At 71.9% G+C, this 7,252-nt stretch carries 9 protein-coding genes and 5 tRNA genes; 7 read left to right on the top strand and 7 right to left on the bottom strand.

Annotated elements, in window-relative coordinates:
* The first annotated feature begins 107 nt into the window (after positions 1 to 107).
* Positions 108 to 671, top strand: a complete 564-nt coding sequence (locus ACWFR3_RS46205; protein WP_453740731.1) for a CGNR zinc finger domain-containing protein — start codon at positions 108 to 110, stop codon at positions 669 to 671.
* 16 nt (positions 672 to 687) lie between these two features.
* Here the strand turns inward: ACWFR3_RS46205 and ACWFR3_RS46200 are convergent, their stop codons facing one another.
* Positions 688 to 858, bottom strand: coding sequence for a hypothetical protein (locus ACWFR3_RS46200; protein WP_453740730.1), 171 nt, complete (start codon positions 856 to 858; stop codon positions 688 to 690).
* 270 nt (positions 859 to 1,128) lie between these two features.
* The gene (locus ACWFR3_RS46195) at positions 1,129 to 1,572 is read right to left on the bottom strand and encodes a hypothetical protein (RefSeq protein WP_453740729.1); all 444 of its coding nucleotides are present in this window, start codon (positions 1,570 to 1,572) and stop codon (positions 1,129 to 1,131) included.
* 197 nt (positions 1,573 to 1,769) lie between these two features.
* Here ACWFR3_RS46195 and ACWFR3_RS46190 point away from each other — a divergent pair, with 197 nt between their 5' ends.
* Positions 1,770 to 2,306, top strand: coding sequence for a DsbA family protein (locus ACWFR3_RS46190; protein WP_453740728.1), 537 nt, complete (start codon positions 1,770 to 1,772; stop codon positions 2,304 to 2,306).
* Here the strand turns inward: ACWFR3_RS46190 and ACWFR3_RS46185 are convergent.
* The 3 genes from ACWFR3_RS46185 to ACWFR3_RS46175 form a co-directional block, all read right to left on the bottom strand.
* Complete coding sequence (locus ACWFR3_RS46185) at positions 2,303 to 3,127, bottom strand: GNAT family N-acetyltransferase (protein ID WP_453740727.1); 825 nt, start codon at positions 3,125 to 3,127, stop codon at positions 2,303 to 2,305. The genes ACWFR3_RS46190 and ACWFR3_RS46185 overlap by 4 nt on opposite strands.
* Positions 3,128 to 3,201: 74 nt before the next feature.
* Positions 3,202 to 4,023, bottom strand: a complete 822-nt coding sequence (locus ACWFR3_RS46180) for an aminotransferase class IV (RefSeq protein ID WP_453740733.1) — start codon at positions 4,021 to 4,023, stop codon at positions 3,202 to 3,204.
* Entirely contained in the window at positions 4,020 to 5,081 is a 1,062-nt protein-coding gene (locus ACWFR3_RS46175) for a chorismate-binding protein (protein WP_453740732.1), read from the bottom strand. Before ACWFR3_RS46175 ends, ACWFR3_RS46180 begins: the two co-directional genes overlap by 4 nt.
* A gap of 163 nt (positions 5,082 to 5,244) precedes the next feature.
* Here ACWFR3_RS46175 and ACWFR3_RS46170 point away from each other — a divergent pair.
* From ACWFR3_RS46170 to ACWFR3_RS46150, 5 genes are all read left to right on the top strand, one after another.
* Positions 5,245 to 5,317, top strand: a tRNA-Gly gene (locus ACWFR3_RS46170).
* A gap of 39 nt (positions 5,318 to 5,356) precedes the next feature.
* Positions 5,357 to 5,430, top strand: a tRNA-Cys gene (locus ACWFR3_RS46165).
* Position 5,431: 1 nt separating this feature from the next.
* Positions 5,432 to 5,503, top strand: a tRNA-Val gene (locus ACWFR3_RS46160).
* Positions 5,504 to 5,540: 37 nt separating this feature from the next.
* Positions 5,541 to 5,612, top strand: a tRNA-Val gene (locus tag ACWFR3_RS46155).
* 29 nt (positions 5,613 to 5,641) lie between these two features.
* Positions 5,642 to 5,716: transfer RNA gene (locus tag ACWFR3_RS46150), tRNA-Val, on the top strand.
* Positions 5,717 to 5,770: 54 nt separating this feature from the next.
* Here ACWFR3_RS46150 and ACWFR3_RS46145 read toward each other — a convergent pair.
* Positions 5,771 to 6,076 (bottom strand): TFIIB-type zinc ribbon-containing protein, encoded by a 306-nt coding sequence (locus ACWFR3_RS46145; RefSeq protein ID WP_453740726.1) that lies wholly within the window; start codon positions 6,074 to 6,076, stop codon positions 5,771 to 5,773.
* 69 nt (positions 6,077 to 6,145) lie between these two features.
* Entirely contained in the window at positions 6,146 to 7,132 is a 987-nt protein-coding gene (locus tag ACWFR3_RS46140) for an aminoglycoside phosphotransferase family protein (RefSeq protein WP_453740725.1), read from the bottom strand.
* Between the last annotated feature and the right edge of the window lie 120 nt (positions 7,133 to 7,252).

Genomic DNA, 7,252 nt, shown 5'->3' with positions numbered 1-7,252 from the left:
GTGTCGTGTCGTGAAGCCGCTAGCATCGGCCAGCATCGGCGGGCACCCTTTCCCGGCTCTCGACGAGCCGGGGGGAACCCCACTACCCCCAGGCCAGGGAGCAAATCGTGCTGATCACCCACGACACCCGGTGCGCACTCGACGCCGTGGTCGATCTGGTGAACACCGCACCGGACACCGAGAGCGCCGAGACGGAGGGGCTCCCGGACGTAGCAGCTCTGGGCGAGTTCGTACGAAGCCACGACATAAGTGACGTCGGCGTGCTCTCGGAGCGTGACCTCGCGGGCGTCCGGCACATCCGCAGCCGCTTCCACGAGGTCTTCGCGGCGCCCGAGCCGCGGGCCGCGGCGGCGGTGATCAACGAACTGATCGCGGCGGCGGGCACCACGCCCCGCCTCACCGACCACGACGGCTACGACTGGCACGTGCACTATTTCGCGCCCGGCGCCTCCATCGCCGACCACCTCGCGGCGGACTGCGGGATGGCCCTCGCCTTCTTCGTGGTCGCCGGCGAGCAGGAGCGGCTGCGGCGCTGCGAGGCGCCGGACTGCCGGCGCGCCTTCGTCGACCTCTCCCGCAACCGCTCGCGCCGCTACTGCGACAGCCGCACCTGCGGCAACCGACTGCATGTGGCCGCCTACCGGGCCCGGCGCAAGGAAGCGGCGGGCTGAGCCCGCGGCGCCCCCGCTACATCCCCAGCAGATCGTGCAACGACCCCAGCAGGAGCAGAACGCCGATCACCGCCAGGAAAATCATCAGGGGTGGCTGGGAGAGCGCGAACAGACAGCCCTTGGGCTCTTCGGTCGCGGCTCGCTCATCGGTCGGCGGGGCGGCATCGCCCGGTGCGGTGTCCAGCATCTCGTCGCGATGATGACGCAGACCCGGGGGTGCCGTTGACCAATATGCAAGCCAATCGCGGGAGTTCGCCGCATCCCGTGACCTGCGCGACTCCGGCGTCCCGCACCTGCCGCGCCCGGCTCACCAGCGACGCACCCCGCAGACCCCCGCCCGGCCGCCGTCCACACGAACGAGGGAGCGTCACGCCCCTCGGACACCGCAGGTGGTTGACACGGCTTTCCCCACGCCGGTGCCGCCCCGCTCCGCCGTCCCCGCCCCGTTCCGGTCCCGTCAGATGCCGTGCTTCTTCAGGATGGCCTCGATGTCGCTGAAGTCCTCCTTGGGCGCGGCGGCCTTCGGCCGTTCCACCGGCTGGGCGGCCGGGCGGGCGCCCTGCCCCAGGGAGGGCGCGGACGCCGCGGGGGCCACCGCCTCGCGCTGGGCCGCCTTCGCGGCCTTGCGCTCCTTGCGGGTGCCGCCGGACCTGCGCTCCACGGCGCGGGTGATCATGAAGAGCAGCCAGGCGAGGCCGAGGACACCGAAGCCCACCCATGCCTTCATGCTGAAGGCGGTGTCTGCCAGCCATCCGACGACGCCGGTCATCACCAGACCGACCGGGACCAGGGAGTAGGCGGCGAGGCGCGTCGCCGCGAGGAAGCGCTTGCGGTAGGCCGTGATCGCGGCAATGCCGAGGCCGGCCGCGGATACGGCGGAACAGACGGTCTCGGCAATCATCCGGTCCTCCAGGCGTGCGGCGTGCGGGCGTAGACGGTGGCGCCGTCTTCCCCTCCATCCTGCACCGGGTGGGCACCCACAGGCCACGCCCCCAGCGGACTTCAGGGACATATCAGGGTCACGGCTCCTCCCCGGGTGCCGGTCGCCGCCCCTGTCCCGGTTGGGAGGGCGCTCGCGGGACTGGAAGACTGTGCCCCATGAGCGACTCTGACCCCGCTGCCCCCACCAGCCCCCTCGTCATCGACATCTGGTGCGAGCTGCAGTGCCCGGACTGCCGGACCGCCCTCGACGACGTACGCGCGCTCCGCGCCCGCTACGGCGACACCGTCGACCTGCGCCTGCGGCACTTCCCCCTCGAGAAGCACAAGTACGCCTTCGCCGCCGCCCAGGCCGCCGAGGAGGCCTTCGAGCAGGGGCAGGGCTGGGCGTACGTCGAGGCCGTGCTCGGCAGGGTCGAGGACCTGACCCGCAAGGGCGAGCCCTTCCTCGTCGAAGTCGCGCGTGAACTGGGCCTGGACGCCGAGGAGTTCGACACCGCCCTCGTCGACGGCCGGCACATCCTGATGGTCGACGCCGACCAGGCCGAGGGCAAGGCGATCGGCGTCACCGGGACACCGACGTACGTCATCGGGGGCGAGCGCCTCGACGGCGGCAAGAGCCAGGACGGCCTGCTCGAGCGCGTCGAGGAGATCACCGACCTCCTGCTGGCGGCTTCCGGGCAGGACGCCTCCTAGAGCAGCTGCTTGTAGACGTAGTACGTCACCGGTTCGTAGCCCAGCGACTCGTACAGGCGCAGGGCCGGGACGTTGCCCGCGAAGACGTTGAGGCCGATGCGGCTCAGACCGACCGCGCGGGCCTGCGTCTCCGCCAGGATCATCAGCGAGCGGCCGTGACCGCGCCCCCGGTGCTCCTCGTCGACCTGGACGTCGAAGACGAACCCGCCGCCGTCGCGCAGCGCCAGCCAGAGCACGCCGACCTTCGTGCCCTCATGCGTGAGCGCGCTGAGGCTGGTGCCGGGGGTGGCCAGGCCCTGCGGCAGATGGTCGGCGTGGTCGGCGTCTGACTTGGCCCGCGCCTGCGCCTCCGGGACCCCGCGCTCGATCCAGGTCTGCGCGTAGTCCTCCTTCTCGCGGGCCAGCCAGACCTCGTACTCGTCCTCGGTCATCTCCCGCCCCTCGACACCCGCGGGCAGCGCGGGCGGCTCGGTGGTCAGGGGCTTGGCCATGTGGCGGTTGCGCTCCACATAGCCGAGGGACACGGCGAGGCGGTGGGCCGCCGCGGCCCGGGCGGGCACGGCCACTTCGATCCGGTTGCAGCCCCAGCCGCGCACCACCTCTTCGGCGGCGAGCACGGCGACGGTGGCACGCCCGCGCCTGCGGTCCGGTTCCTCGATGTTCAGCTCTCGCATCTCGGCGACGCCGGGTCCGAACACGGGGTGCGTGGCGAGTTCTATCCCGCCCACGGGACGGCTGTTGACGCGCACTTCGTACGTACGTGACTTGGCGCCGTCAGCGCTCTGCTGAAGCGGCCCGGTCGGCCGCAGGGTCGTGGTCATCAGTGGTGTTGTACCCGTCCTGCGGCTCGAGCGTCATCTGGATCGCGTGCACTTGCGGCCACTTGTTCGACCGGTCACGGGTCGAGGTCGTCCGCCGCCCGCTCGGCGAAGATCCGCATGGCCTTGGCGGTCACCGGGCCCGGCGCGCCGGGCAGTTCGCGCCCGTCGACCCGGTGCACGGCCTGGACGTCACGGAGCGTCGAGGTCAGGAACACCTCGTCGGCGCGGTCGAGCACGTCGAGCGGCAGGTCCGTCTCGCGCGCGTTCGTCCAGTCGACGGCCAACGCACGCGTGATGCCCGCCAGGCATCCGGAAGCGACCGGCGGCGTGTGGATCTCGCCGTCGAGGACGACGAAGACGTTCGATCCCGTGCCTTCGCACAGCTGCCCGACCGTGTTGGCGAACAGCGCCTCCGAAGCGCCCTGGTCGTGGGCGCGCGCGAGGGCGACGACGTTCTCGGCGTACGACGTGGTCTTCAGGCCGGTCAGGGCGCCGCGTTCGTTGCGGGTCCACGGCACCGTGATCACGGCGGTGGAGTCCGGGCGCCTGGCGGCCTCGCCGAGGGCGACGATCAGCGTCTGCCCCTGGTCACCGCGGTCCGAGCCCAGCGGCGAGAGACCGCCGGTGTAGGTGATGCGCAGCCGCCCCAGCGGCATCGGATCGGCGTCGAGAACGGCGGCACAGGCCGCGCGCACCTCGTCGAGGTCCGGCTCGGGCAGGCCGAGGCCCCGCGCCGAACGGGCGAGCCGGTCCAGGTGCCGGGTCAGCGCGAAGGGCCGGCCCTCGACCGTCTTCACCGTCTCGAAGATGCCGTCACCGACGGTCAGGCCGTGGTCGAGCACGGAGACGCGGGCGGTCTCCATTTCCTGCAGGCCGCCATTGAGCCAGATCTTCACCAAGGGGTCCCTCCACTCACTTCGTACGCTCCCGACGCTACCGCCAGCAGCCGTTCCGCCTTCAGCTCGGTCTCCCGCCACTCCCCCTCGGGGTCGGATCCCCAGGTGATGCCTGCGCCGGTGCCGAACCGCAGGACGCCCGCCGCGCGGTCGATCCAGAAGGTCCGGATGCCGACGGCGAGCTCGCCGGTGCCCCTGTCCGCGTCGACCCAGCCGATGCCGCCGCAGTAGGGGCCGCGCGGTGCGGTCTCCAGGGCGTCGATGATGCGCAGGGCGCTGGACTTGGGGGCGCCGGTGACGGAACCGGGCGGGAACGCGGCGGCAAAGAGGTCGGTCCAGCCCGCGCCGGGGCGCAGCTCGCCCCGGACGGTGGAGACGAGATGGACGAGACCGGGGTGCTTCTCGACCACGCAGAGGTCGGGGACGGTCACGGAACCGGTCACGCAGATCCGGCCGAGGTCGTTGCGGACGAGGTCCACGATCATGACGTTCTCGGCGTAGTCCTTCTCCAGGAGATCGGCCTCGGTCCGGCCGGTGCCCTTGATGGGCCCCGACTCCACGACGCGCCCCTGGCGGCGCAGGAACAGCTCGGGTGACGCGGTGGCTATCTCGACGCCGTGCCCGGGCAGCCGGATCGTTCCGGCGTACGGAGCGGGGTTCCCGCGTGCCAGGAGCGCGGTCAGGGCGTCGACGTCGGCGCCTTCCGCGACCGGCGCGGACAGCACGCGGCAGAGGTTCGCCTGATAGACGTCGCCCGCCGCGATGTGTTCGCGCACGCTTCGCACTCCGGCCACGTACGCGGCGCGATCCAGCGACGACGTCCAGTCACCGGCGGCCGGTCCCTGCCACGCTCCCGGCACCGGCGCGGGCACCGGTTCCTCGCGTACGTCGTCGAAGCGGGCGCAGACCAGTTCGCCCTCGAAGCTCGCCGCGACGGCCCAGAAACCCCGGGAGTCGAGAGCCGAGGGATCGCTGGTCACGTCCCTGAGGCCGGTCGCGAGCAGGCCGCCGAAGCGCGCCATGGGCAGGGGTGCCCCAGAGGGCGGCCGGGAGGACATCTGAGGGGCGCTGTGCACGTCTGCGAGTCTATGACCGGCGTCCTGGTGGCGCCCCGGCCCGGCGACAGCGCAGCACGCTGCGCAAACGCGTTTTTGTACTGGCCCAGGAATCCGCTAGAGTTCAACACGTCGCCGGGACGCGCAAGCGCACCGGGAAAGACAAGCGGACGTAGCTCAGTTGGTAGAGCGCAACCTTGCCAAGGTTGAGGTCGCCAGTTCGAACCTGGTCGTCCGCTCGCAGGAAGTGGGGGATCTTCCCGACCCCCCGCACTCCTGGTGGAGTGGCCGAGAGGCGAGGCAACGGCCTGCAAAGCCGTCTACACGGGTTCAAATCCCGTCTCCACCTCCAAGCGCGATTAGCTCAGCGGGAGAGCGCTTCCCTGACACGGAAGAGGTCACTGGTTCAATCCCAGTATCGCGCACGCAGCACAACTGAAGTTCTGGTCCGCAAGGATCCCCGCGCGATTAGCTCAGCGGGAGAGCGCTTCCCTGACACGGAAGAGGTCACTGGTTCAATCCCAGTATCGCGCACGCAGTACGCACCACATGCAGGTCCACCCGCGCGATTAGCTCAGCGGGAGAGCGCTTCCCTGACACGGAAGAGGTCACTGGTTCAATCCCAGTATCGCGCACCATCCGCATGAAGCCCCCGGCCGTCTCCACGGCCGGGGGCTTCGTCGTTCCTCCGGTCAGGAGGAGAAGAGCATGTGGCCGAAGCTCTTGTGGCGCTTGTTGTGGCCGTAGTGCCCGCCGTGGCCGCCGTGGTGGCCGCCGTGCTGGGGAGCGCCCCACGCCGGGGCGGGAGCGGCGGGGTAGGCCTGCGGGGCGGGCGGTGGCGGCGGGGCCTGCTGGCCGCCCCACTGACTCTCGACGCGGCTCAGGGCCTCCAGCTCGCCGTAGTCGAGGAATATCCCGCGGCAACCGCTGCACTGCTCGATCTGGACGCCATTGCGGTTGTACGTGTGCATCGGTGCATGGCACTTGGGACACTGCATGGTCGGCTCAACTCCTCGCCGGTCGTGACTGCTTCGCCGGATCTCTGCCCGGCTTCGGTGCGTTGCACCCTACTTCGTGAGGGTGGGTGCCAACTCGGGCGGGAGGGCGGCCATTCGATCACAGGCGTCGACCACGGCCTGCTCGATCTCGTCGAGGGGCCGGTTCTCCTTGACGGACTTGGCGACGGCCAGGGCGGCGGTCTGTGCGGTGAGGGCGCGGGCCGGCGCGTCGAGGGCGGGCCAGGGGTCGGTGCCCTCGGCCGGGACCGCGGGTCCGCGTGCCGCGCGGTAGGCGGTGAGGAAGCGGGTCCACTCATCCCCGGGGAGGAGGCCGCAGGCGAACCAGGCCGCGGGGCGGGCCAGGTCCCAGGCCGGGTCGCCGAGGCCGAGGTCGTCGACGTCGATGAGCAGCCAGCGCCCTTCGGGGGTGCGCACCAGCTGGCCCAGGTGCAGGTCGCCGTGGCACAGGAGCCCCGGCTGCGGGGCGGGGGACTCGGCGCGGGCCCAGCCGGGGAGTGTGGTCCAGGCGCGCTCGACGGGGGCGGCGGCGGGGTGCGGGCCCGCGTCCCGCATCCGCCGCATCGCTCGGGCGGCCTTCGCGGGGCCGCGCATGGCCGGGAGCGGGTGCGGGAGCAGGGCGGGAGGCGTGGCGTGCAGGCGGGCGAGGAGGGTGGCGGCGGCTTCCCAGGGGGCGGCGTCGGGGTCGTCGCGGTCCACCGGGGTGCCGGCCTGCCAGAGGGTGACGAGGCGGCCGTGCAGGGGAATCGCCGTGTCGGCGAGCGGCGGCAGGAGGGTGCCGTCCAGGGCGGCGGCGACCTTCAGGCGGGCGGCGAGGCCGGCGGGGTCCGTGCCGGGGGCGTGGGCCTTGGCGACGGTGTCACCGTGCCGGACGACGGTGGCGTCGTCGCGGTCGGCGAGGACTGCTTCGGGGTCGCAGGCGCAGGCGCGCGGGGCTCGGTGGGCTGTCTGGCGGACCTTGGCGGTCAGCGCGGGCAGCAAGGCGGTCACGGGTCCCCCGGAGGTGCGTTCGTCGGTGCTCCCCGTGAGCGTACGCATCGTAGGGCGGGCCCGGCGGAGGGTTCTTCTCCCCCACCCCGCCCCTTCCCGAAACCAAGGGGCTCCGCCCCCTGGACCCCCGTACAAGATGTCCTCAATCGCCGGACGGGCTGAATTTTC

The organism is Streptomyces sp. NPDC055189 (assembly GCF_053606765.1).
The sequence above is the reverse complement of the archived record's forward strand: the minus strand, read 5'-3'. Positions and strand labels throughout refer to the sequence as shown.